Here is a 22,841-nt window from a genome sequence, read left to right on the forward strand (position 1 = left end):
CGGCGGAAGATCATGTTGTGACACGATGCGGGCTTTTGCGGACCTTCTCGACCGGTTGATCTATACGCGGTCGCGCAACGCCAAGCTGCGGCTGATCGTCGATTATCTGCGCGTAACGCCCGATCCGGACCGCGGCTGGGCGATGGCGGCGCTGACCGGGGAACTTGACCTGCCCGGCGTGAAGCCCGCGGTGATCCGCGCGCTGATCGAGGCGCGGGTCGATCCGGTGCTGTTCCGGATGAGCCGCGACTATGTCGGCGATACCGCCGAAACGGTCGCGTTGCTGTGGCCCACCCCGCCGGGGACGGTGGTCGAGGCGCCGCTCGGCATGGCGGACGCGGTCGAGCGACTGGCGAAACTGTCGCGTTCGGATACGCCCGCGGTGCTCGGCAAGATGCTCGACCAGCTCGATTCGGACGAGCGCTTCGCGTTGCTCAAGATGGCGACCGGTGCGCTGCGGATCGGCGTGTCGTCGCGGCTTGCCAAGACCGCGCTGGCGCAGGCGTTCGACCTCGATGTCGAGGCGGTCGAGGAAGTGTGGCACGGGATCGACGCGCCTTACACCGCGCTGTTCGACTGGGCAGAGGGCCGCGGCGCGCAGCCGACTGCCGCCGATGTGCCGGTGTTCCGTCCGTTCATGCTCGCGCATCCGCTCGAGGACGGGCGGGTCGATCTCGCGGACTATGCGGCGGAATGGAAATGGGATGGGATCCGCGTCCAGATCGTCCATGTCGCAGGCGAGACCCGGCTCTACAGCCGCACCGGCGACGACATTACCGCGAGTTTCCCCGAGGTGGCGCGCGACTTCACGACCGTTGGCGCGGTCGACGGCGAGCTGATGGTCAAAGGTGACGCGCAGGGTTCCGCGACCGAAGAGGGCGGGGCGGCGAGCTTCAACGCGCTGCAGCAGCGGTTGGGGCGCAAGCTGGTGTCCGCCAAGATGCTCGCGGAATCGCCCGCGTTCGTCCGGCTGTACGACATTCTCTTCGATGGCGACGAGGATCTGCGTCCGCTCGGCTGGACCGAGCGGCGCGCGCGGCTGGAAGCGTTCGCCGGGCGGCTCGACCCCGAACGGTTCGACCTCAGCACCGTGATCGCGGCGGACGATTTCACCGCGCTCGAAGCGATCCGCGCCGGCGCACGCGACGGCGCGATCGAGGGGGTGATGCTCAAGCGGCGCGATTCGCCATACCTCGGCGGGCGCAAGACCGGGCTGTGGTACAAATGGAAGCGCGACCCGCTGACCGCCGATTGCGTAATGATGTACGCACAGCGCGGCAGCGGCCGACGTTCGTCCTTCTACAGCGACTATACCTTCGGCTGCTGGACCGAAGACGGCACGCTGCTCCCGGTCGGCAAGGCCTATTCCGGGATCACCGACGAGGAATTGAAGCAGCTCGACAGCTTCGTCCGCAACCATACGACCGGGCGGTTCGGCCCCGTGCGGGAAGTCGACAAGACGCTGGTGCTCGAGATCGCGTTCGATTCGATCCATGAATCGAAACGCCACAAATCGGGGGTGGCGATGCGCTTCCCGCGGATCGCGCGGATCCGCACCGACAAGCCCGCCGCCGAGGCAGATACGCTCGAGGGGCTCAAGCGGCTGATCACGTGACCGCTCGACACCCGCCCATGCGCTGATAGTCTGCCCGCACCAGGGGAGAACACGATGCGCAAGACGATGATCGCGGCGATGGCCGCGCTGTTGGCAAGTACGGCAGCCAATGCCGAGACGTTCGCGATCCAGGCGGGGCATGTGATTACCGACGCGGCAAAGCCCGCGCGGGGTGCGTCGACCGTGATCGTCACCGACGGCAGGATCGTCCGGATCGAGGACGGGGCAACCGCGCCTGCGGGGGCGACCGTGGTCGACCTGCGCGACAAGACCGTGCTGCCGGGGCTGATCGACGTTCACGTGCATCTCACGAGCAATTCGGGCGAGCCATGGTATCAGGGGCTGACCCCGAAATATTCCGAACCCTATGCGGCGACGGTCGGCCTGCGCAATGCACTCGTCACCGCGCGCGCCGGGTTCACCACCGTGCGCGATCTCGGCGGACCGCCGCTTGCGAGCGTCGCGATGCGCGACGCGATCAAGGAAGGTGGCTTCCCGGGGCCGCGGATTCAGGTCGCCGGCCCGGCGCTGTCGATCATCGGCGGGCATGGCGATTCGACCGTCGGGCTCGCGCCCAACCTTCGCGCGGCGATCGAGGCGACGGGCGAGCAATTCTGGGTCTGCACCGGCCCGCTCGAATGCGGGAAGGCGGTCCGCAAGATCGCCGCTTACGGCGTCGACGTGATCAAGTTCCACGCGACCGGCGGGGTGCTCGACGATGGCAAGATCGGTCTCGAACAGCATTTCACCGACGAGGAGATGAAGGCGATCTGCGACACCGCGCACCAGCTCGGGCTCAAGGTCGCGGCGCATGCGCATGGTGCGAAGGGGATCGGTGCGGCGGTGCGTGCCGGGGTCGATTCGATCGAGCATGGCACTTATGCCGACGACGCCGACGTCGCGCTGATGAAGACGCGGGGGACTTATTATGTCGGCACGCTGATGGCGTTCAGCGGGCTACAACTGTATCTCGGCAAGGGCATCTACACCGCCAATACCGAGGCGAAGGCGCGGCAGACGCTGCTGGTATGGGGCAAGGCGCTCAACCGCGCGTACAAGGCGGGGGTGCCGATCGCGCTCGGCACCGACGCGGCGGTCTTCCCGCATGGCCGCAACGGCGAGGAAATCGGACTCATGGTCAGCAAGGGCGGCATGACCCCGCGCGATGCCTTGATCGCGGCGACCAAGGGCGGGGCGGACCTGCTGGGGCTCGCGCGCGAAACAGGGACGCTCGAGCCGGGCAAGGCGGCGGACCTGATCGCAGTGACGGGCGATCCACTGGTCGATCCGGCCGCAGTGACGCATGTCGCCTATGTGATGACCGAGGGGCGCGTGGTGCCGATGCGGTAGGGGGCATCGGGGGCGTTTGCCAGCGGCAACCGCACCCGTTACGCTTGGCCAATGACCGACCTCCGCGAACTTTACCCTGAAATCGAACCCTATACGAACGGGATGCTCGACGTCGGCGACGGGCACCTCGTCTATTTCGAACGCTGTGGCACCCCCGGGGGCACCCCCGCCATATTCCTCCACGGCGGCCCGGGCGGCGGCATTTCGCCCAGCCATCGCCGCCTGTTCGATCCCGCACGCTACGACGTGCTGCTGTTCGACCAGCGCGGGTGCGGGAAGTCCACGCCGCATGCGGCGCTCGAGGCGAATACGACGTGGCACCTCGTCGCCGATATCGAGCGCTTGCGCGAGATGGTGGGGGTCAAGCAATGGCTGGTGTTCGGCGGGTCGTGGGGATCGACGCTGTCGCTGGCCTATGCGCAAACCCATCCCGAACGGGTCAGCGCGTTGATTTTGCGTGGGATCTACACTGCAACACCCGCGGAGATGCGCTGGTATTATCAATTCGGCGTGTCGCAGATGTTTCCTGAGAAATGGGAGCGCTTCCTCGCCCCGATCGCGCCGGCGGACCGCGGCGACATGCTGCGCGCCTATCACCGGTTGCTCACCGGCGATGATTCCGTCCGCCAGCTCGACGCGGCAAAGGCGTGGACGATCTGGGAGGGGGAGACGATCACCTTGCTCCCCGACGCGGCGATGTCGGCGGCGTTCGGCGACGGACATTTCGCGCTCGCCTTCGCGCGGATCGAGACGCATTTCTTCGTTCACGACTGCTGGCTGGAGGATGGGCAATTGCTGCGCGACGCCGGGCGGCTAGCGGGGATTCCGGGGACGATCGTCCATGGCCGGTACGACATGCCGTGCCCGGCGCATTACGCCTATGCGCTGCACAAGGCGTGGCCCGAGGCCGAGTTCCACCTGATCGAGGGGGCGGGGCATGCCTATAGCGAGCCGGGCATCCTCGACCAGTTGATCCGCGCGACCGATCGGTTCGCGAACGGGTAACGGGCCGATACCGCCATTCGGTGCGCGTTCGGAGGAGGGGGTGCCGTTCGGAACGGGCGCTTCCCGGGCGAAGGCCGGGGCGTAGGAGAGAGGCCCGTGGTAACCGAGTGGTGCCCTTTGCTTTCCGACGGTCCGCTACTGGGCCCTGCCTTCGCCGGGGAAGCGCATGGGGTGCAGCACTTTTCTGCCTCATCCCCCACGGGGGGCGGCGCGTCACCATCGAACCACGGCACACATCCACCAAGCAAAGAAAAACCCGGCAGGCGGAAGGCCTGCCGGGTTTTTTCATAACCCGTATCGGTGCGTAAGACTTACGCGATCGACGTCAGGTTGACCGCAGCCATCTTGCCACGACGGTCGACTTCGAGTTCGAACTCGAGCCGGTCACCCTCGTTGAGCGAGGTCATGCCGCCACGCTCGACAGCCGAGATGTGAACGAACGCATCGGGCTGTCCATCGTCGCGCTGGATAAAGCCGAAGCCCTTCATCGCGTTGAAGAACTTGACCGTACCGGTCGCCTTTTCACCGGTCAGCGAGCGCTGCGGCGCGCCACCGGGAGCGGGACGACCACCAGGAGCCGCTGCATCACGCTCACGCGGGGGACCGCGGTCGGTGACGGCCATCGGCTCGCCGTCGATCTTGAGATCGGTTGCGGAGATACGGCCACCGCGATCGACCAGCGTGAAGCCAAGCGGCTGGCCTTCGGCCAGACCGGTCAGGCCAGCCTGTTCGACTGCCGAGATGTGAACGAACACGTCCTCGCCGCCGTCATCGCGAACGACGAAGCCGAAACCCTTCTGGCCGTTAAAGAACTTAACGACGCCCGTGCCTTCGCCGACAACCTGCGGGGGCATCCCGCGACCGCCGCCGCCGCCGGCACCACCGCCGAAGCCGCCGCCACCGCCGCTGCGGAAGCCACCACCGCCGCCGCCGCCACCGCCGAAGCGATCACCGCCGCCACCGCCGCCGCCGCCGAAACGATCGCCACCGCCGCCGAACCGGTCGCCGCCACCGCCGAAACGGTCACCGCCACCGCCACCGAAGCCGCTGTCGAAGCCGCCGCTGTCGCCGAAACCGTCGCGCTTGTCGCGCCCGCGCCCGCCACGATCGCCGCGGCGTCCTTTATCGAAACTCATGCCCTGTTCGTCTTCCCGCTTCGTCCGACCTCATTATAACAACCATTGCATCGGACGAAAGACGCAAGGCCCTGTGCACCAAACCAATCGTGCCACCGACTCGTGTTAGCTTAATTTTCGATGCGCTGCGAACAAATTCGTCCAAAATGGGGCACAGTTCGTACCGATCTTGCGCGACCGTTGCACGCACAGCACAGCCGACCCGACGCAAGGGCCGTCTTTTTGAACGTTCGCCTTGATCCTGAATGGGGTAGGGGCGTTCCTTCGGCGCGACGGAATGCCGGAAAACTGGCAGGAGATTGCCTGCGGGCCCCTGAAAAATCCTGTCGCTTTCCGGATCCGGTGGACGCGTTGCAGGCATTGAGCATCGCGCCATTCGCCGCTAGGGCCGGACGATGAGCGTAACCCTGCACGAAGAAGACATTCCCGCCGACCTGTTCGCGCCCGGCGCCGACATTGCGGTCGATACCGAGACGATGGGTCTCATCACCCCGCGCGACCGGCTTTGCCTGGTCCAGCTGTCGGACGGCGGACCGGACGAACATCTCGTCCGCTTTGGCCCGGAAAGCAATTATGCAGCCCCCAACCTGCGCGCGCTGCTCGAGGATCCGGACCGGACCAAGCTGTTCCACTTCGCGCGGTTCGATCTCGCGGCGATCAGCCATTACCTGCAGGTCGAGGCGTCCCCGGTCTATTGCACCAAAATCGCTTCGCGGCTGATCCGGACCTACACCGACCGGCACGGCCTGAAGGAATTGGTCCGCGAACTGCTCGGGCAAGATATTTCCAAGGCGCAGCAATCGTCCGACTGGGGTGGCCCGGTGCTGAGCGACGCGCAAAAGGATTACGCCGCTTCGGACGTCCGCTTCCTCCATGCGCTGCGCGAGGAGCTCGACCGGCGACTCGCACGTGAAGGGCGTACCGCGCTCGCGCAGGCGTGTTTCGAGTTCCTGCCCGCCCGCGCCGAGCTGGACCTGGCGGGCTGGCCCGAGACCGACATCTTCGCGCATGCCTGACGCCGGCGCGATCCTCGACAGTCGGCGGCGCTGGGCCGCGCCCGGGAGCAGCCACGACCGGACGGTCGCGGTGCTGCGAGTCGCGCTGCCGGTCGCGATCGGCATCATGGCGGCGTTCGTCGTCGTGCTGCCGCTGTATGCCGGGGGCGACGTCAGCTTCCTGCTGGACAAGAACAAGGTCGAGGTCGCGCGCGAACGGATCCGTATCCAGTCCGCGACGTATCGCGGGCAGGACGACAAGGGGCAACCGTTCGCGGTCAACGCCGGGTCGGCGGTGCAGAAGAGTTCGGCCGAGCCGATCCTGCGGCTCAACAAGCTTTCCGCGCAGATCGGGCTCACCGACGGTCCCGCCAATGTCGTCGCGGATCGCGGGCATTACGACATGGACGCCCACCAGGTGGTGATCGACGGCCCGCTTAAGGTCGACAGCACCGGCGGCTATCACCTCACCACGCAGGACGCGACGCTCGATCTCAAAAGCAAGACGCTGAAAAGCGGCGGCGCGGTGACCGGCACGGTGCCGCAGGGGACGTTCAGCGCGAACCAGATGAACGCCGATCTCGAGACCCATGTCGTCAAGCTCGACGGCAATGCGCGCTTGCGGATCGTTCCGGTAAGGACGAGATAGCCTCCATGCGCCGTACCCTGACCCTGCTGACCCTTTCGTTTGCGCTTGCAAGCCCGGCATTCGCGCAGGGCCGCAACTCGCAGGCGCCGATCAACCTCAACGCCGATCACATCGAGCTGCAGGACAAGGCGAATCGCGCACTGTTCACCGGTAACGTGGTGGTCAAGCAGGCCGAGATGACGTTGAACGCGCAGCGCATGACGGTGAGCTACGCCGGGCAGATCAGTACCGGTGCCTCGCCCGAGGCGCAGCGGATCGATGCGTCGGGCGGCGTCGTCGTGACCCGGCCGACCCAGACCGCGCGGAGCAACTTTGCGGTCTATGATCTCAAGAAGGGCGTCATCACGATGCTCGGCGCGGTGACGCTGATCCAGGCAGGGAACACCGTCAACGGCGGGCGGCTGACGATCAACCTCGATACCGGGCGCGCGATCATCGACGGGTCTTCGGTCGGCGGCGGCGGTTCGTCGGGCGCTCCGGGGACGACGACGAGCAGCAACGGGCGCGTGTCTGGAACGTTCTCGGTCCCCAAGCGCAACTGATCCGGCGCAGCCTGCGCGCGATCCGCCCCGTCGCGCTTTCCAGTCTGCATCGATTGCAGTAGATACCGCGCAGGCCATGCATTGCGCATGCACGAAGCTTGCCAGTCGCCGCCCGGTAACGCTTCGGTAAGATCGAAATGCGAGCAGGGACCCGCAATGACCGATACGCTGACGCCAACCCCGGGCCTGACGCTCGACACCGCGCCGCCGATCGCGGAAGCGCCGGTGATGAACGGCCTGTCGGTCGTGTCGATCGCCAAATCCTATGACAAGCGCCCGGTACTGACCGATGTGTCGGTCTCAGTCGGCAAGGGCGAGGTGGTCGGGCTACTCGGCCCCAATGGCGCGGGCAAGACGACCTGCTTCTATTCGGTGATGGGGCTGGTGAAGCCCGATTCGGGCCGGATCATGCTCGATGGCGAGGATATCACCGGCCTGCCGATGTATCGCCGCGCGATCCTGGGCCTCGGGTATCTGCCGCAGGAAACGTCGATCTTCCGCGGCATGACGATCGAGCAGAACATCCTCAGCGTGCTCGAACTCGCGGTGCCCGACGCGGCCGAGCGCAAGGTGCGGCTCGATACGCTGCTCGAGGAATTCGGGCTGACGCGGTTGCGCGAGTCCCCGGCGATGGCGCTGTCGGGCGGCGAACGCCGCCGCGCCGAAATCGCGCGCGCGCTGGCCGCCAACCCGTCGATCATGCTGCTCGACGAGCCGTTCGCCGGCATCGATCCGCTGTCGATTGCGGATATTCGCGACCTGATCATCCAGCTGAAGCAGCGCGGGATCGGCGTGCTGATCACCGATCACAACGTCCGCGAGACGCTCGAGATCGTCGACCGCGCCTATATCATCTATGACGGCCGCGTGCTGTTTACCGGTTCGCCCGAGGAACTGGTCGCGGATGCCAATGTGCGGCGGCTGTACCTGGGCGAAGGCTTCTCGCTGTGATGTCCACCGGAGCCGTCCGCCAGCGATGAGCCTCGCGCCACGCCTCGACCTGCGCCAGTCGCAATCGCTGGTGATGACGCCGCAGCTGCAGCAGGCGATTCGCCTGCTTGCGCTGTCGAACCTCGAGATCGAAGGGTTCCTCGCCGAGGAGATCGAACGCAACCCGTTGCTCGAGGCGGGCGAATCGAACGACGACGGCCCGACGCAAGAGCGCGAGGTCGAGAGCGCGCCACGTGACGAACCCGCCCCCGCCGACGAATTGTTGATGCAGGGCGGAGACTCGGGTGAGGCTGGGCTCGATGTCGATTTCACCGCCGAGAGCTTCCACCACGACAGCGTTGCGGACCAGCCCGGCGGGGCGGGGATGGACGGTGCGCTCGGGCTCAACGGCGCGAGCAGCGGCGGCACGGGGAGCGAGGACGGCCCCGACCTCGATGCCTTTGCCACCACTACGCTGAGCCTTGCGGATCATCTGCTCGCGCAGGCGGGGACCGCGGTCGACGGCGCCGATCTTTTCATCGCGGCGCACCTGATCGACCAGATCGATGACTGCGGCTATCTGACCGCGCCGTTGCTCGACATCGCGACCCGGCTTGGCGTCTCTCTCTCCCGGGTCGAGGCAGTGCTTGCGACCATCCAGACGTTCGACCCGACCGGCGTCGGCGCGCGCGATCTCGGCGAATGTCTCGCGCTCCAGGCACGCGAGGCGGATCGCTACGACCCGTGCATGGCGCGGCTGCTCGAGCATCTCGACCTGCTCGCGCGCGGCGATCTCGGTCGGTTGCGGCGGATCTGCCATGTCGACGAGGAAGACCTTGCCGACATGATCCGCGAACTCCGCGGCTATGACCCCAAGCCCGGCTGCCGGTTCGGCGGAGAACCCTCGCAGCCGGTCGTCCCCGACCTGTATGTCGCGCAGCGCAAGGACGGCTGGGGGATCGAGATCAACGCCGCGACGCTGCCGCGCGTGCTGGTCAACCGGACCTATTATGTCGAGCTCTCGGCGGCGCGCGGCGACAAGGCGTCCAAGGCGTGGCTCGGCGAGATGCTCGCCAGCGCGAACTGGCTGGTCAAGGCGCTCGACCAGCGGCAGCGCACGATCATCAAGGTCGCAAGCGAGATCGTGAAACAGCAGGAGGCGTTCTTCCTCCACGGCGTCGCGCATCTGAAACCCATGACGCTGCGCCAGGTGGCGGAGGCGATCGAGATGCACGAATCGACCGTCAGCCGGGTGACGAGCAACAAATATCTCTCGTGCGCGCGCGGGCTGTTCGAGTTGAAATATTTTTTCACCTCCGCGATCCAGTCGTCGGACGGCGGGGATGCGGTGTCGGCGCAGGCGGTGAAGTCCGCGATCCGGGCGCTGATCGCGGGCGAGGGCGATGCGATCCTGTCGGACGATACGCTGGTCGAGCAATTGAAGGCCAAGGGCTTCGACATCGCGCGCCGCACCGTCGCCAAATATCGCGAGGCGCTCGGCATCGGCAGCTCGGTCCAGCGCCGCCGTGCGCGCGCGCTTGGGGCTGGTTGAGGGCTGACCCCGGGGCAGATTTCCCCGGGATCGCGGTCCTGCCGATTCGAAGGAAACCTTTGGCCATTGCGCGGTAAGAAAGCGCAGGGGGAAGACTCCCTCCCCGAAATATGCGATGTGCCCAAGGTAACAGGCAGTGAAAACGCTCGGGGGCAATTTCATGGCAAGTACCGAATTGGCAAAGGTTCGAACGCTTATTGGTCCGACCGGTACTCGGTTGTCTTGGAAGGCATTGTTTGCGCAGCCGTTACGCGAGACGCAGCACCTGTTTGCGATCGATATTGCCCGGGGCCTCGGTGCGGTATCGGTGTTGTTCTGGCACTATCAGCATTTCTTCTACCACGGCATATCAAAGGCGGGCGTCGTGCCGGGCGAGCATGTGCCGCTGTCGTCGGTGTTCGGATTATTGTACAGGCACGGCGGTCTGGCGGTTCAGTTCTTCTGGCTCGTTTCGGGTTTCGTGTTTGCCGCGACCTATGTCGGGCGCTCGGTTTCGGCACGCGCGTTCTTTCAGGCACGATTTGCGCGCTTGTATCCGCTTCACGTCATTACCTTGATCGTCGTCGCGGTGTTGCAGGTCATCAGCATGCGTCTGGTCGGGCACGCGCAGATCAATCCCTTCAATGATGCATATCACTTTGTCCTGAATCTGTTCTTTGCGTCCTCATGGGGCCTCGAGCAGGGGCCGTCCTTCAACGGGCCGATTTGGTCAGTGTCGGTGGAGGTTCTTGTTTATGGCGTGTTCTGGATCTGTCTTTCTCGCCTATTCAAAGTCGGGATCGTTTTTCCCCTCGCGATCGTGATGGGCGGGATTGCAGTCCGCCTGTTCGTGCCGTTGGGGGACCCGAAGTTGATCGATGAATGCGTGATATTCTTTTTCACCGGAACGGCGATCTACGTGATCTATCGCGCGTTTCAGACAAGACCGGTCGCGCTGGCGCTATCCGCCCTGGGCGTGACACTCGTGGGCGCGATCGGCATGCAATTTAGTGACTTGAGTCGGACGATGGGAGGTCTGGTGCTGCTGTCCGGGTTGCTCGTTGCCGTCTGTGCGCTGGAGGCATCGCCCTACGGACGGCGTCTGGAACGCTTGCGCTGGATCGGCGACAACACCTACGGCACCTACCTGTGGCATGTTCCAATCCAGATCACAGCCCTCACGATCATGGACTATAAGGGGATCAGCCATTCGCTTGCCGAGAACCCGCTGTTCCTCGTCGGGTATCTCGCGATCACCGTCTTGTTTGCGCGATTTTCTTATCTTTACTGCGAACTGCCGCTCCGAAACCGGCTGCGTCCAAAGCCCCGCCAAGCCGGGCTTGCTATCCGCTGATCGTCCGCAACGTCTACAGGAGCGGGCATCTGGTCTGGCCTGGTTGGGCACGCAACAATGGGCCAGCGCACCCGCGCAATATCGTCATCCCGTGTTCGACGCCGGTGAACCGTGGCCATTCCGCGACGACTGTCACCGCGGCTTACACCCGGTTTTGTCGGAAATGGTTAATTTGGCGTGAATCCAAGCTTGGCACGCAGATTGCTAGGATTCTCGCGGCAGGTTCGACCAACAGGTCCGCAACCGCTGGGTAGATAGGAGATAGTATGCGTAACGTTAAGCTTATGTTGGCAGCCGCAGTATCCGTGGCCGCGCTCTCGGGTACCGCACAGGCAGCAACCATCGTCGGTGCAACCGTTACTGGTCCGTCGGGCACTGTCTGGACCACCGAGGCGAACAATTACTACGCGCTGTTCCTGCAGGGGAACAACACGACGACGTACGTCAACCCCGGCCGTACGATCGCCCTCCCGGTTTCCGCCACTGGCGGCATGATGCAGTTGCTCGTTGGCGAAGGCTATCGTGCAGGCGAGACGATCAACTCGGACGCGACTTACAATCTCTCATTGCGCTTCGACGGCGGCCAGACGCTGAGTGGTCTCTACACGGTCGCAACCAACTCGTTTCTGGGTGGCAGCGCGTTCACCGAGGGCAGCACGACCTACTCGCTGACCAACTTCTTCTACAATCGCGGCCGGGCGGACCTCGTCCAGGGTTATACCGCAACGCCGGGCGGTGACCCGCTCGACTACAACGGCAGCTTCACGGTTTCCGCAGTTACGGCTGCCGTTCCGGAGACGGCAACCTGGGCAATGATGCTCGCAGGGTTCGCGATGATCGGTGCGGGCGTCCGCTCGCGCAAGAACCAGTCGGTTCGCGTTACCTACGCCTAAGCCGTAAGGACACCTTACGCGCAGGGCCGCCGACCTTACTGGGTCGGTGGCCCTTTGCGTTTGTCACACGAGACATCCGTCCGGACCACGGCGCGGTGTCATCTGTCGGGATCAACCCGTCAGCCGTTTGCGGTTGGCGCGCACGGTGCTCGCATAGTGGCGGATGATTCGCTTGGTCGCGGTGGCGGGGGTGCTGCCAAGCCCTCCCGACACCATCGTGCGATGCAGTTCCGCGGCGGCGGCGACCTTTTCTTCCAGCATCAGACGGGCTTCGGCCCGGCTGGCGGCATTGCCCGCTGGTCCGGCCATCATGTGTTGATAGACCCGCAGGCCGATGACCGCGGACGCTTCCATTCCAAGCGTCCACGCCTCGATACCGATTGCGGGCCAGGGATTGCTCGGCGGGGTAACACGGGATTTGCGGGGCATTCGTCGCGCTCCTTCAAGCTGTGGCGCACACCGGTCAAACGTCTCGGCGGCTGTTTCGGACCGCGGTGCGCGAAAAGACAGTGGACGGTCGACCAGCGCGGCTGCACGCGGCGATCAGGATCCGTTTCCAAAGCGATCCCCCCGATTGGCGTGGGGAGGGGCAATCCCCTATGGGGCCGATATGACCGGACCGCTTTGCACGATCTCCCTTGCTGCCGGAACGTATCGCGGCGGTGGTGGGCGTGGTCTCTGCACGCTAGAGCGCGATACGGCCGGAACCTGGCGCATTGGCCCGGCCTATCCCGCCGCCTCCAACGCCTCGTTCAGCGTGTTCTCACCCCGGCACCGGCTTCATTACATCGTCGAGGAAGATGCGATCGGGCGGGTTGGCGTCCATCGGCATGGCGACCAGGGCTGGGAAACGCTCGCGGTCGTCCCGGCCGGTGGGGGTGCGCCGTGCCATATCGCGCTCGATCGGGAGGGAACCCTGCTCGCGGTCGCCAATTACGCGGGCGGGAGCGTCGCGCTGATCCGACTCGATCCGGATACCGGGCTGCCCCGCGGGGAGAACCAAGTCCATGCCAATCAGGGATCCGGCCCGAACGCGGCGCGGCAGGACGCGCCGCACGCGCATTGGGTCGGGTTCAGCCCCGATCGGCGCTGTCTGTACCAGACCGATCTCGGGACCGATCACCTGCTCGCCTTCGGCATTGCCGCCGACGGCACGCTCGGGACGCCGCGAGTCGCCTTCGCCGCCCCGCCCGGATCGGGGCCGCGGCACCTGGTGCTGCATCCCCGCCTCGCGCATCGCGCGTATCTCGCCAGCGAACTTTCCAATACGCTGACGACGCTGGATCGGCATGACGACGGGACGTTCGGGGCGACGGAGACGCTATCGACCCTGCCTGCGGCGTGGCACGGCGATTCGATCCTCGCCCATCTCGCGATCAACGCGGCGGGCACCCAGCTTTACGTCTCGAACCGCGGGCATGACAGTATCGCGGTCTTTGCGCTGGACGGCGACGGCCGCCCGACGCTGCTCGAGCATGTCGCCAGCGGTGGGGCGTCGCCGCGTTTCTTCCTGTTGCTCGAGGCGGCGAGGGTGATGGTCGTGGCGCACGAGCGCGCACAGACCGTCACGGTGCTGTCCCTCGCGGCGGATGGGCGGCTGACGCCGACCGACGTCGTATTGCCGATCCCGGGGGTGGGGTATGTGCTCGAGACGGATCCGACCTAGTATCTCCGGAGTCACCCAAAGCTCGTTTCAGGGGCCACCGCGCCGCAAGTCCGGTCCGTGCCAACTGCCCGGTGGATGTTGCAACACGTCCGGCATGGAGCCTTGGGCGGCCTAGTCGTCCTCGTCCTCATATCCCACCAGAGCGAGCGCCCGCGCCTTCATCTGGCGCGTGGCGCACCAATGGACCAGCGCATCCTCGCGCCCGTGCGTGACCCACACTTCCTTGGGCGCGATCTCGGTCAGCGTCTTGGTCAGTTCGTCCCAATCGGCGTGATCACTGAGGATCAAGGGCAGCTCGACCCCGCGCTGGACCGCACGTTGGCGCACCCGCATCCAGCCCGACGCCATCGCGGTGATCGGATCGGGCAGGCGACGCGACCAGCGATCCGCCAGCGCACCCGGCGGGGCGATCACGACATGGCCCATCATCTCGGCCTTGGCTGCGGTGGTTGCCGGACGCAGCTCGCCCAGGTCGACACCATGCGCCTGGTACAACGCGCACAACCGCTCGAGCGCGCCATGGATATAGATTGGCGCAGCGTGGCCGCGCACGCGCAGTTCGGCGATCACGCGCTGCGCCTTGCCGAGCGCATAGGCCCCGACCAGCACGCACCGATCGGGATTGGCGTGGAGCGCGGCGATCAGCTTGTCGATCTCGTCGCCGGTGTCGGGGTGGCGAAACACCGGCAGCCCGAACGTCGCTTCGGTGATGAACACGTCGCATTTCACGGGCTCGAACGGCGTACACGTCGGGTCGGGGCGGCGCTTGTAATCGCCCGATACGACGATCCGCTCGCCGCGATATTCAAGCAGGATTTGCGCCGAGCCAAGCACGTGCCCAGCGGGCACGAAGGTCGCGCGGACGTCGCCGAAATCGTGGGACTCGCCATAAGCGACCGGATGCCCGGCCTGCGCGCCATAGCGTGCGTCCATGATCGCGAGCGTCTCGGGGGTGGCCCACACCGCACCGTGGCCGCCGCGCGCATGGTCGGCATGGCCGTGAGTCACCAGCGCACGCGGCGTCGGCTGCGACGGGTCGACCCACACGTCGGCGGGTTTGACATGAATGCCATGGGGTTGCGGATCGATCCAGTCGCCGAGCTTTGCCATTGTGACGATGTGGGGCCGCAACCGCCCGAACGCCATATCGGATCATCCGTTCGTCGGGAAAAGCAACCAATGGCGCATCCGCGCATTACCCTAGCGTAACGAACAGGAGGCTTTCGGATGCGCGCACTCACTCTCGGCCTATTGGCTGCATCGACCTTGATCGCTGGTTGTGACGAATATGGCGGGCGTCCGGGCGGCTATGGCGACAACCGCTATGCGCAATATGACTACGATCGTCCCGATCCGTCGTACAACGGCTATGACGCGTCGCGCTATTACCGCGAGGATCGCCGCCATTATCAGGAGCGGCGCCTGGCCGAGAACGACCGCGTCTATCGTGGCAGTGACGGCCGTTATTACTGCCGTCGCAACGATGGTACGACCGGTCTGGTCGTCGGCGGGATCGCTGGCGGCGTGCTCGGTGCTGCGATCGCCCCGGGCGGCTCGGGCCTTCTGGGCGCGCTGATCGGCGGCGCCGGTGGCGCGCTGGCGGGCAAGGCTATCGACAAGAACGGCAGCGACAACCGCTGCCGCTGATCGGACGACCGGCGCGGTGCCCTTCGGGCGCCGCGCCACCGTCCGGGCCGGAACGCTCGCTGTGGTCAACCGTTGACGGTCGACTTCCAACACGAGTGCGAACCATGCCCAAGACTCACAAGCATTTCCCAAAAACATCGCCCGAGGCGACCCCCGCCAAGACGCGCGCGCCCCGGCCAATGACTGCCAGCACTGCCTGGTCGATCGGCGCGGTTGCCCTTGCGGCGGGTGCCGGGGTTGCGGCGTTCCTCTCCCGCGGACGCATTTCGGCCCTGTTGTCGAAGACGTCGGACGAGGGCCATGTCCCGACCGACCTGCTCGACCCCAAGCGCAACGCGGACGATCGTGCGATCGCGGATTTCCGCCCCGACATGTCCGCCCCGATGACTGCGGCGGAACGGGAGGCGCTTCGGCCCGCGACCGGTCCGGCCCCGTCGCTGGTGGCGGATCGCGGCACGATGAACACGCAGACCAGCGCTGCCAATTAAACCCGAGGGTGGCCGCCACCTTCGGCGGTCACCGTCGCCGTGGCGCGCCCGCTGCGCCCAGGTTCGAACCGGTGGCGCACGATCCTTCGGCTCACTGCCTGGAACAGCGGGATCGTCAGCAGGCCGGCCTGGCTGAACCGCGCATCGACAAACGCGATCGCGAGCGACAGCAGCGCCCCCAGGACCACCCCGAGACTACGATTTCGTGCCAGTGCGATGTCGACTCGCGGAACGTCCTCCCGCACCACTCCCGTCATCGTCGCGAGTCGCGTCAGGCGTAGACTCAGCAACCCGCTGACGATCAGCGTCACGGCATAGACGACCGACGGCACGAGCATCCCGGCATTGGCGCTCATGAACGCAGTCGAAAAGGGCAGGAAGACGATCGCGCACAGCAGCGCCAGATTGGGGCCGATCAACGCGTCGGAATAATGCCCGGCCAGTCCGAAGGCGCGATGATGCCCCGCCCAGAAGGCACCGATCACGAAGAAGCTGACGAAGAAGCCGATGAAGTTCGGCAACAGCTGCACCAGCGCATCGACATAGTCCTGCCACGGCGACCCGTAGGGCAGATGTGGCGGGTGGACCTCGATGATCAGCAGCGTGATCGCGATGGCGAACACCGCGTCGGAAAAGAAGACCATCCGTTCCAGCGGATGGTCGGGTTGGTGTCCGGCCTGGTTCATTCTCGATTTGCCCCTCTGTTCCCGTCGCTTATCCACGAGCGAAGGCAATCCGCGCAAGCGACCGATTGCACCGTGCGGACCTGCGCCCCATATCCCGCTCCATGAGTGGAAACGAAACGGTGTGGCACGGCACCACGATCCTGTCCGTGCGTCGCAATGGTCGTGTCGTCGTCGCCGGGGACGGTCAGGTGACGCAAGGCCAGACGGTAATGAAACCCAATGCGAAGAAGGTCCGGCGCCTCGGCGACGGTTCCGTCATCGCCGGATTTGCCGGCGCGACCGCGGATGCCTTCACGCTGTTCGAGCGGCTTGAGCGCAAGCTCGAGCAGCATCACGGGCAGCTGCTGCGCGCCGCGGTCGAGCTGGCGAAGGACTGGCGGACCGACAAATACCTGCGCAACCTCGAAGCGATGATGATCGTCGCCGACAAGGAGGTGACGCTGATCCTGACCGGTAACGGCGATGTGCTCGAGCCTGAAGCGGGCGTCGCGGCGATCGGCTCGGGTGGCAATTACGCGCTCGCCGCCGCGCGTGCGCTGGTCCATTACGAGGCGGATGCCGAGACGATCTGCCGCAAGGCGATGGCGATCGCGGCGGAGGTCTGCGTCTACACCAACGACCGGCTGACCGTCGAAAGCCTCGAAACGAACTGAGCCATAAAGCCCCTCCCCTGAAGGGGAGGGGCTTAAGAGAGACCCCAACCCCTTCCCCGAAGGGAAGGGGCTTGAGAGAGACCCATGATCGACTCCCTTACCCCCAAGGCCATCGTCCGCGCGCTCGACGCGCATATCATCGGCCAGGCCGATGCCAAGCGCGCGGTCGCGGTCGCGCTGCGCAATCGCTGGCGCCGGCAGCGGCTGGGCGATGACCTGCGCGACGAGGTGTCGCCGAAGAACATCCTGATGATCGGGCCGACCGGCTGCGGCAAGACCGAGATCAGTCGCCGTCTGGCCAAGCTTGCCGACGCGCCGTTCATCAAGGTCGAGGCAACCAAGTTCACCGAGGTCGGCTATGTCGGTCGCGACGTCGAGCAGATCGCGCGCGACCTGGTCGAGGAAGCGGTGCGGCTTGAGAAGGAGCGGCGCCGCAGCGCGGTCAAGGACAAGGCGGAGGAAGCCGCGCTTGCGCGGCTGCTCGACGCGCTGACCGGCAAGGGCGCGAGCGAGGCGACGCGCGAAGCGTTCCGCCAGCGTCTGCACGACGGGCATCTGCGCGAGACCGAGATCGAGATCGAGCTCGAGGCAGCGCCCAACATGCCGTTCGAAATGCCCGGCGGCGGCGCGCAGATGATCAACCTGTCCGAGATGATGGGCAAGGCGTTCGGCGGCGGCGGGCAGTTGAAGCGCCGCAAGCTGACCGTGCCGCAGGCGTGGGACAAGCTGGTCGAGGAAGAGGCCGACAAGCGGCTCGACCAGGACGAGGTCGGCCGCGCCGCGCTCGCCGATGCCGAGGCGAACGGGATCGTCTTCCTCGACGAGATCGACAAGATCGCGGTGAGCGACGTGCGCGGCGGTTCGGTCAGCCGCGAAGGCGTCCAGCGTGACCTGCTTCCGCTGATCGAAGGCACCACGGTCGCGACGAAATACGGACCGATGAAGACCGACCACGTCCTGTTCATCGCAAGCGGCGCGTTCCACGTCGCCAAGCCGTCCGACCTGCTGCCCGAGCTGCAGGGACGGTTGCCGATCCGGGTCGAGCTGAAGGCGCTGACCGAGGATGACTTCGTCGCGATCCTGAGCGACACCAAGGCGTCGCTCACTCAGCAATATGTCGCGCTGATCGCGACCGAAGGCGTCACGATCAGCTTCACCGACGACGGGATCCGCGCGATCGCGAAGATGGCGGCGCTGGTCAACGGCGATGTCGAGAACATCGGCGCGCGGCGGTTGCAGACGGTGATGGAAAAGCTGCTCGAGGACATCAGCTTCAACGCCGAGGACCGCGGCGGCGAGACGGTCACTGTGGATGCGGCCTACGTCGAGACGCACCTCGCCGGGATCGCGCGCAACACCGATCTCAGCCGGTTCGTGCTGTAGGGAAATGCCCTATCCCGTCACCTCAGGCGTGAGCGCGGGTGGCGGGGGAGGGGGTAGCGATCCCTGGCGCTCGCATGGCCGCCCGGGACCTGGCCCCCGTCCGTTCGATCCAACCGGACGGACGGCTGCCCTAAAAATGGCAAGCGGCCTTATCGCGACGCTTTGACCCGGCTCCATGGGACGAACACGCCCAGCCGGCACCGCGGCCCCGGAATGCCGATCCCGCCGCGCTGGAGCGTATAGAAGCTGTCGTCGCGGCATAATTGCCCGCCCCGGATCTCGGTCACGATCACGGCATCGTCGTCGAGCCCCGGGCAGGACGCGGGCAAATCGTTGCGCCAGATCCGCGGACCGTCGCGGTACAGCAGGACATGATCGTTGACCGCCTGCGGTGTCAGTTGGCGGCTGGAGGACAGGCAGGTTTCCGACTTGCCCGGACTGCGGCCCGCGAGCGCCTTGTCGAGATCACGTGTGTCTGACGTCGTTGTCGCGCCCATTGCGAGCATGGCAAGCGCGACGCGGATCATTGCTTCCGGTACCGCACGAACTCCCCGAACGTGCAACTGCCGCTCGGCATGCGCGAGACGAGGTCGACCGTCTGGATGATGTCACCGCGACACAGCTGCCCGGTATAGCTGCGCGTGACGATCGCGTCGCCTCGCCGCAGGCCGAAGCAGCCTCCGCTCGTATCGGTCCGGTAAATATCGTTCCGGTTGAGCTTGTAGAGGATCGTGTCGCCAACGCGCGCCGAGTCACTGCTCCGGCCGAGCGGCATGCATTGCTGCGGCTTGCCCGGGGTCAGGCCGGCAAGCTGCTTGGCAAGTTCAGTGCGGTCCTTTTCGGCGTCGCGCGCGCGGCGTCCGCCGTCATCAGCGAACAGGCTGGAGCTTCCAGCGACAAGCAACAGGAGCGGTACGGCAAAACGAACCATCGTCGTCATCCTCTTCCAACACTCTCCCCCACCGCAATCCTATCACGCTTCAGCCGCGAAAGGCATCCTTGGCGGCACGTCGATCGGCGAACTGTTCCACCGAGGTCGCGCGGAGGAACGGGTTGGTCGCGCGTTCCGCGCCGATCGTCGTCGGGACGGTCGCCTCGCCCGCGGCGCGCTGTGCCTCGACCGCATGTAGCCGGTCGGCGATCGCGCGATTGTCGGGCTCGGCAATCACCGCATAGCGCCCGTTCGACACAGTGTATTCGTGCGCGCAATAGACGATCGTCTCATCGGGCAGCGCGGCGAGCCGTTGCATGTTGCCGAACATCTCCGCGGGACTGCCTTCGGTCAGCCGTCCGCAACCCATGGCAAACAGCGTGTCGCCGCTGAACAGCAGCGCATCCTCCGCCATGTGGAACACGATATGCCCCGCGGTATGCCCGGGCGTTTCGATCACGGAAGCGACATGATTGCCGATCCGCACGCTGTCGCCTTCGCGCAGCCCGGTATCGAGCGTCGGGATCCGCTCGGCTTCCGCCGCTGGACCGCTGACCTCGGCGCCCAGCGCCTTGATTTCGGCGTTCCCGTCGGTGTGATCGAAGTGCCAGTGCGTGTTCCAGATCTGCGAGATCGTCCAGCCACGCTGCGCCGCTGCGGCGATCACCGGCGCGGCCTCGCTCGGGTCAACGACGACCGTCTCGTCCGAGACGGGGTCGTGGATCAGCCAGACATAATTATCGCTGAGCGCGGCGACGCGGACGATCTCCAGATCGGTTGCCATCACCAGACGCCGGTGTTCGGCATCGATGCCCACGGCTCGGCCTTCGGAAGCGGGTCGCCCGCCTGGAGCAGTTCGATCGAGATGTTATCGGGGGTGCGGACGAACGCCATGTTGCCGTCGCGCGGTGGGCGGTTGATCGTCACGCCCGAATCCATCAGCCGCTGGCAGGTCTCGTAAACGTTATCGACGCGGTACGCGAGATGGCCGAAATTGCGGCCGCCCTCATAGGGTTCGGGATCCCAATTGTGGGTCAACTCGACCTGCGCGTCGTGATCGCCGGGTGCCGCGAGGAAGATCAGCGAGAAACGGCCTGCTTCGTTGTCCATCCGGCGGACTTGCTCGAGCCCGAGGACCTTGAAGAAGTCGATCGTCGCGACCGGATCGGTGACGCGGATCATGGTGTGGAGGTATTTCATCGTGCTGGGGCTCCCGTGCGGTTGCCTCGTCAGATAGGGGCGCGGCGGTTGGTCTGCCACCCTGGGGAGCGGTTCAATTCTGTTTGCTTCCCCGGCGAAGGCGCGTTCGAAGCCGGAATCTTTGCGAAACCTGTATCCAGCGTCACCCTGAACTTGTTTCAGGGTCCACCGCGGTCCAAGTCCGGTCCGAGCCCGCTGCACGGTGGATGCTGAAACAAGTTCAGCATGACGGCAGTTGGGATTAGCCTAGGTGGCCGTCACGGTGGCGGGACGCGACCGGCGATAAGGTATTCAGCCACGCCGCCGTGCGCTGTTACGGCGCGCCGTTGAACTGTTGCAGCGCCATCGCCGCGGCCTTGCCCGAGGGGCTGTCGGGGCGGAGGTCGACCGCCTGCTGCCACGCGGTGCGCGCGTTGGCGGCGTCGCCGGACTTGGCCGCGATGTTGCCGGCTTCGAGCTGGACGTCGCTGTCATCGCCGCCGAGCCGGAGCGCCTCGGCGATGTCCTTCTTGGCGCGCGGCATGTCGCCCTCGCGGCGGGCGAGCGTGGCGGAGAGCAGCCATGCGAGCGGGTCGGCGGGGACTTCGGTCAGTGCCCGGTCGAGATCATCGCGCGCGCCTTCGCTGTCGCTCGCGGCGACCAGCGCGCGCGCGCGGTCGAGATGTGCTTCGCCGAGTGGCATCCCGGTCAGCGATCCGCTCGCGATCGCGGCGTCGAGTGCGGCACGCGCCTTGGTCGCGTCGCCCGCTGCGAGCCAGGCGTTGCCCGCCTGCGCCCAGTAATTGGCACTGCGCGTGTCCTTCGCCTTTTCAGCGGCGGTCGCTGCGGACTCGAACGCTGCGGAGGCGGCGGGCCAGCGTTGTTCGCGGCTGTACGCCATGCCGAGGCACTGGCTTGCTAGGAAGCCGCCGCCGGCGATCTTCCACTGGCCCGCTTCGGCCTCCGCGCCCGCCGGGTCGCTGTTCGCGCGGTCGAGGCAATGCTCGTAGCGCGTTCGTTCGGTGGAGGCGGGGCCGACCTGGGCGGGCCCCATCGGAACGGCGGCAGCTTGGGCGAGGAGGAACAAAATCATACGGCGGGGGTCACATCCTCGATCGCCTGGATCAGCCGCGCGATATCGGTGTCGCGCGACAGGCGGTGGTCGCCGTCCTTGATCAACGTCACCTGCACATCGGCTGAACGGACCAGCTCGGCGAGCCGGACGGTGCGGTTGTACGGGACCTCGGCGTCGGCCATGCCCTGCACGAACCGCACCGGGCAATCGATCGCGATCCCGCCCGCCATCAGCCGGTTCGCCTCGCCCGATTGCCAGAAGGCGCGGGTGTAGACGGTCGGCTCGGCGGCATAATGCGAGGGACGTTCGAGCCGTCCGTCCGAGAGCAAGGCAAGCTTGTCCTCGGTGCTGAAGCCCCAGTCGGTAAAGTCGGGCGCTGGCGCGACCCCGACCAGCGCGGCGACCTTCGCCGGATGATCGCGCGCGACGAGCAGCATCAGCCACCCGCCAAGCGACGATCCGACGAGGATCGCGGGACCGGTGACAAGCTGGTCGAGCACGGTGAGCACGTCGTCACGCCAGTCGGCGAGCGTCTGGTCCGCGAACGCGCCTTCGCTCTTGCCGCAGCCGCCATAATCGAACCGCACGAACCCGCGCCCGCTCGCGACCGCCCACGCCTCGAGCGCCATCGCCTTGCTGCCGGTCATGTCCGAGCCGTAGCCCGGGAGGAAGACGACCGTCGGACCAGTGCCTTTGGTGCGATGGAAGGCGAGGCGGGGGCGTTCGGTGGGAGTGGTCATTGGGGTACTCGCGGATGGGGGAAGGCGTGGTCTCGCCGACCGTCGTTCTCCCGCGCAGGCGGGAGTCCGGGGTTACGGGCGTAGTGCCTCGCAACCCTCGGTCCCGGCCCTCGCCGGGGAACTAAGGCGTTGAATAGTAAGCCGCGTCAGATCACGTAATCGACGCTGCGCACCTGTGCGACTTCACCGCGTTTCACCACCATCTGGCGGTGAAGTTTGGCGACTGTCTTGCTCCCGCTGGTCTTGCACCACGCCGGGACGAACGCATGGACGACCGCGCCAAGGCCGCCGACGATCATCGTGACCCCGAAGCGCGAGGCGACACCGAAATGCTCGGTGTAGCTTTCGCCGACGGTGGCGGGATGGTCGAGGAACAGGCGGCGGATCATGAGC

The 22,841-nt window shown here is 66.0% G+C and carries 26 protein-coding genes; 15 read left to right on the plus strand and 11 right to left on the minus strand.

What is annotated here, in order from left to right:
* The first annotated feature begins 25 nt into the window (after nucleotides 1–25).
* From RH91_RS08240 to pip, 3 genes are read left to right on the plus strand one after another with little or no spacing between them, the layout of a single operon-like run.
* Nucleotides 26–1,615 carry a cisplatin damage response ATP-dependent DNA ligase gene (locus RH91_RS08240; protein WP_010162193.1) on the plus strand — a complete coding sequence of 530 codons (1,590 nt, stop codon included), beginning with the start codon at nucleotides 26–28 and terminating at the stop codon, nucleotides 1,613–1,615.
* A 54-nt stretch (nucleotides 1,616–1,669) separates the two neighbouring features.
* A complete protein-coding gene (locus tag RH91_RS08245; protein WP_010162194.1) occupies nucleotides 1,670–2,965 on the plus strand; it encodes a metal-dependent hydrolase family protein in 1,296 nt (431 codons plus the stop codon).
* Between the two features lie 51 nt (nucleotides 2,966–3,016).
* Nucleotides 3,017–3,970, plus strand: a complete 954-nt coding sequence (gene pip, locus RH91_RS08250; protein WP_010162195.1) for a prolyl aminopeptidase — start codon at nucleotides 3,017–3,019, stop codon at nucleotides 3,968–3,970.
* 311 nt (nucleotides 3,971–4,281) lie between these two features.
* Here the strand turns inward: pip and RH91_RS23460 are convergent, their stop codons facing one another.
* Nucleotides 4,282–5,106 carry a cold-shock protein gene (locus tag RH91_RS23460; RefSeq protein WP_029623705.1) on the minus strand — a complete coding sequence of 275 codons (825 nt, stop codon included), beginning with the start codon at nucleotides 5,104–5,106 and terminating at the stop codon, nucleotides 4,282–4,284.
* A gap of 395 nt (nucleotides 5,107–5,501) precedes the next feature.
* On the opposite strand from RH91_RS23460, the gene RH91_RS08260 reads away from it, so the two are divergent.
* The 7 genes from RH91_RS08260 (at nucleotide 5,502) to RH91_RS08290 (ending at nucleotide 12,000) form a co-directional block, all read left to right on the plus strand.
* The gene (locus RH91_RS08260) at nucleotides 5,502–6,122 is read left to right on the plus strand and encodes a ribonuclease D (RefSeq protein WP_010162198.1); all 621 of its coding nucleotides are present in this window, start codon (nucleotides 5,502–5,504) and stop codon (nucleotides 6,120–6,122) included.
* Complete coding sequence (gene lptC / locus RH91_RS08265) at nucleotides 6,115–6,750, plus strand: LPS export ABC transporter periplasmic protein LptC (protein ID WP_010162199.1); 636 nt, start codon at nucleotides 6,115–6,117, stop codon at nucleotides 6,748–6,750. The genes RH91_RS08260 and lptC overlap by 8 nt, the downstream gene beginning before the upstream one ends.
* Before the next feature lie 5 nt (nucleotides 6,751–6,755).
* Nucleotides 6,756–7,292, plus strand: coding sequence for an LptA/OstA family protein (locus tag RH91_RS08270; RefSeq protein WP_010162200.1), 537 nt, complete (start codon nucleotides 6,756–6,758; stop codon nucleotides 7,290–7,292).
* Between the two features lie 228 nt (nucleotides 7,293–7,520).
* Nucleotides 7,521–8,243, plus strand: coding sequence for an LPS export ABC transporter ATP-binding protein (lptB, locus tag RH91_RS08275; protein WP_010162201.1), 723 nt, complete (start codon nucleotides 7,521–7,523; stop codon nucleotides 8,241–8,243).
* Nucleotides 8,244–8,268: 25 nt separating this feature from the next.
* Nucleotides 8,269–9,774 (plus strand): RNA polymerase factor sigma-54, encoded by a 1,506-nt coding sequence (gene rpoN, locus RH91_RS08280; protein WP_010162203.1) that lies wholly within the window; start codon nucleotides 8,269–8,271, stop codon nucleotides 9,772–9,774.
* A 160-nt stretch (nucleotides 9,775–9,934) separates the two neighbouring features.
* Complete coding sequence (locus tag RH91_RS21250; RefSeq protein WP_157136883.1) at nucleotides 9,935–11,107, plus strand: acyltransferase family protein; 1,173 nt, start codon at nucleotides 9,935–9,937, stop codon at nucleotides 11,105–11,107.
* Nucleotides 11,108–11,373: 266 nt separating this feature from the next.
* On the plus strand, nucleotides 11,374–12,000 hold the full coding sequence (locus tag RH91_RS08290) for a PEPxxWA-CTERM sorting domain-containing protein (protein WP_037478639.1): 627 nt from the start codon (nucleotides 11,374–11,376) through the stop codon (nucleotides 11,998–12,000).
* Between the two features lie 111 nt (nucleotides 12,001–12,111).
* On the opposite strand, the gene RH91_RS08295 is transcribed toward RH91_RS08290, so the two are convergent.
* Entirely contained in the window at nucleotides 12,112–12,429 is a 318-nt protein-coding gene (locus RH91_RS08295) for a hypothetical protein (RefSeq protein WP_232283440.1), read from the minus strand.
* Nucleotides 12,430–12,610: 181 nt separating this feature from the next.
* Between RH91_RS08295 and RH91_RS08300 the strand changes: the two genes are divergently transcribed.
* Nucleotides 12,611–13,666 carry a lactonase family protein gene (locus RH91_RS08300; protein WP_010162207.1) on the plus strand — a complete coding sequence of 352 codons (1,056 nt, stop codon included), beginning with the start codon at nucleotides 12,611–12,613 and terminating at the stop codon, nucleotides 13,664–13,666.
* A 111-nt stretch (nucleotides 13,667–13,777) separates the two neighbouring features.
* On the opposite strand, the gene RH91_RS08305 is transcribed toward RH91_RS08300, so the two are convergent.
* Complete coding sequence (locus RH91_RS08305) at nucleotides 13,778–14,776, minus strand: ligase-associated DNA damage response exonuclease (RefSeq protein ID WP_029623708.1); 999 nt, start codon at nucleotides 14,774–14,776, stop codon at nucleotides 13,778–13,780.
* A 117-nt stretch (nucleotides 14,777–14,893) separates the two neighbouring features.
* Between RH91_RS08305 and RH91_RS08310 the strand changes: the two genes are divergently transcribed.
* Together RH91_RS08310 and RH91_RS08315 are read left to right on the plus strand one after the other, a co-directional pair.
* A complete protein-coding gene (locus RH91_RS08310) occupies nucleotides 14,894–15,313 on the plus strand; it encodes a hypothetical protein (RefSeq protein ID WP_010162209.1) in 420 nt (139 codons plus the stop codon).
* A 179-nt stretch (nucleotides 15,314–15,492) separates the two neighbouring features.
* Nucleotides 15,493–15,801 carry a hypothetical protein gene (locus RH91_RS08315; protein WP_010162210.1) on the plus strand — a complete coding sequence of 103 codons (309 nt, stop codon included), beginning with the start codon at nucleotides 15,493–15,495 and terminating at the stop codon, nucleotides 15,799–15,801.
* On the opposite strand, the gene RH91_RS08320 is transcribed toward RH91_RS08315, so the two are convergent.
* Nucleotides 15,798–16,487, minus strand: coding sequence for a TMEM175 family protein (locus RH91_RS08320; protein ID WP_010162211.1), 690 nt, complete (start codon nucleotides 16,485–16,487; stop codon nucleotides 15,798–15,800). The two genes, RH91_RS08315 and RH91_RS08320, sit on opposite strands and share 4 nt — an antisense overlap.
* A 101-nt stretch (nucleotides 16,488–16,588) precedes the next feature.
* Between RH91_RS08320 and hslV the strand changes: the two genes are divergently transcribed.
* Nucleotides 16,589–17,140 carry an ATP-dependent protease subunit HslV gene (gene hslV / locus RH91_RS08325; RefSeq protein WP_029623709.1) on the plus strand — a complete coding sequence of 184 codons (552 nt, stop codon included), beginning with the start codon at nucleotides 16,589–16,591 and terminating at the stop codon, nucleotides 17,138–17,140.
* 84 nt (nucleotides 17,141–17,224) lie between these two features.
* Nucleotides 17,225–18,523 carry an ATP-dependent protease ATPase subunit HslU gene (hslU, locus tag RH91_RS08330; RefSeq protein ID WP_010162213.1) on the plus strand — a complete coding sequence of 433 codons (1,299 nt, stop codon included), beginning with the start codon at nucleotides 17,225–17,227 and terminating at the stop codon, nucleotides 18,521–18,523.
* A 149-nt stretch (nucleotides 18,524–18,672) separates the two neighbouring features.
* Here hslU and RH91_RS08335 read toward each other — a convergent pair whose 3' ends face one another.
* The 7 genes from RH91_RS08335 to RH91_RS08365 form a co-directional block, all read right to left on the minus strand.
* Complete coding sequence (locus RH91_RS08335) at nucleotides 18,673–19,050, minus strand: hypothetical protein (protein WP_010162214.1); 378 nt, start codon at nucleotides 19,048–19,050, stop codon at nucleotides 18,673–18,675.
* Nucleotides 19,047–19,454, minus strand: coding sequence for a hypothetical protein (locus RH91_RS08340; RefSeq protein ID WP_232283441.1), 408 nt, complete (start codon nucleotides 19,452–19,454; stop codon nucleotides 19,047–19,049). Before RH91_RS08340 ends, RH91_RS08335 begins: the two co-directional genes overlap by 4 nt.
* Nucleotides 19,455–19,503: 49 nt before the next feature.
* Entirely contained in the window at nucleotides 19,504–20,238 is a 735-nt protein-coding gene (gloB, locus tag RH91_RS08345; protein ID WP_010162216.1) for a hydroxyacylglutathione hydrolase, read from the minus strand.
* Nucleotides 20,238–20,654 (minus strand): VOC family protein, encoded by a 417-nt coding sequence (locus RH91_RS08350; RefSeq protein ID WP_010162217.1) that lies wholly within the window; start codon nucleotides 20,652–20,654, stop codon nucleotides 20,238–20,240. The genes gloB and RH91_RS08350 overlap by 1 nt, the downstream gene beginning before the upstream one ends.
* A 313-nt stretch (nucleotides 20,655–20,967) precedes the next feature.
* Nucleotides 20,968–21,726 carry a tetratricopeptide repeat protein gene (locus tag RH91_RS08355; protein ID WP_010162219.1) on the minus strand — a complete coding sequence of 253 codons (759 nt, stop codon included), beginning with the start codon at nucleotides 21,724–21,726 and terminating at the stop codon, nucleotides 20,968–20,970.
* Nucleotides 21,723–22,448, minus strand: coding sequence for an alpha/beta fold hydrolase (locus tag RH91_RS08360; protein WP_010162220.1), 726 nt, complete (start codon nucleotides 22,446–22,448; stop codon nucleotides 21,723–21,725). The genes RH91_RS08355 and RH91_RS08360 overlap by 4 nt, the downstream gene beginning before the upstream one ends.
* Nucleotides 22,449–22,594: 146 nt before the next feature.
* The gene (locus RH91_RS08365) at nucleotides 22,595–22,837 is read right to left on the minus strand and encodes a DUF6356 family protein (protein WP_029623710.1); all 243 of its coding nucleotides are present in this window, start codon (nucleotides 22,835–22,837) and stop codon (nucleotides 22,595–22,597) included.
* Between the last annotated feature and the right edge of the window lie 4 nt (nucleotides 22,838–22,841).

Origin of the sequence: Sphingomonas sp. PAMC 26617, from assembly GCF_000242835.1 — a bacterium.
Taxonomy (GTDB): Bacteria; Pseudomonadota; Alphaproteobacteria; order Sphingomonadales; family Sphingomonadaceae; genus Sphingomonas.